This window comes from Flammeovirga aprica JL-4, from assembly GCF_012844305.1.
GTDB lineage: Bacteria > Bacteroidota > Bacteroidia > Cytophagales > Flammeovirgaceae > Flammeovirga > Flammeovirga aprica.
Map to the genome: position 1 here is coordinate 1 of NZ_JABANE010000389.1, position 613 is coordinate 613.

The following is a 613-nucleotide window of genomic DNA, read 5'->3' on the forward strand; positions in this document are numbered from 1 at the left end:
TCTATCTCTACTCCGCCTGCCGGGATTTCTATGAACGCTTCGGCTGGCGCTACATCGGCGAGGGGCTGGATTACCCGGCCACCGCCGTGCACCTCTATCGCTATGACTTATCGCCTTCCTGCGGGGCGACCACCGAGTGACGACGGACCAGCGTCGGGCTGAACAGATGGGTGATCTCCGGCGCCGGCCGCTGCTCCGCCAGGGCTAAAGCCAGCTCGGCCGCCTGGGTCGCCATCGTGACGATCGGATAGCGGACGGTAGTCAACCGCGGGCGGACATAGCGCGAAATCAGGACATCGTCGAAGCCAATCAGCGAAATCTCCCGCGGAACGTCGATGCCATTGTCATTCAGCACCCCCATCGCGCCGGCGGCCATCGAGTCGTTATAGCAGGCGACGGCGCTAAAGTGGCGGCCGCGGCCAAGCAGTTCGGTCATCGCCTGTTCGCCGCCGCTTTCATCCGGCTCGGCAAACGTGACCAGCCGGTCGTTGCACGGCAGGCCGCTCTCCTCCAGCGCCGCGTAGTACCCCTGCAGCCGATCTTCCGCATCGGAGATATCATGGTTTGAGCACAGATAGCCGATACGCGTGGGCCCCTGCTGGATCAAATGGCG

1 protein-coding gene is annotated in these 613 nt (G+C 63.8%); it reads right to left on the reverse strand.

Translation table 11 applies throughout. The features are described 5' to 3' along the window. Positions 1 to 100: 100 nt before the first annotated feature. On the reverse strand, positions 101 to 613 hold a 513-nt coding region (locus HHU12_RS34530; protein WP_169661222.1), incomplete at its 5' end, for a substrate-binding domain-containing protein.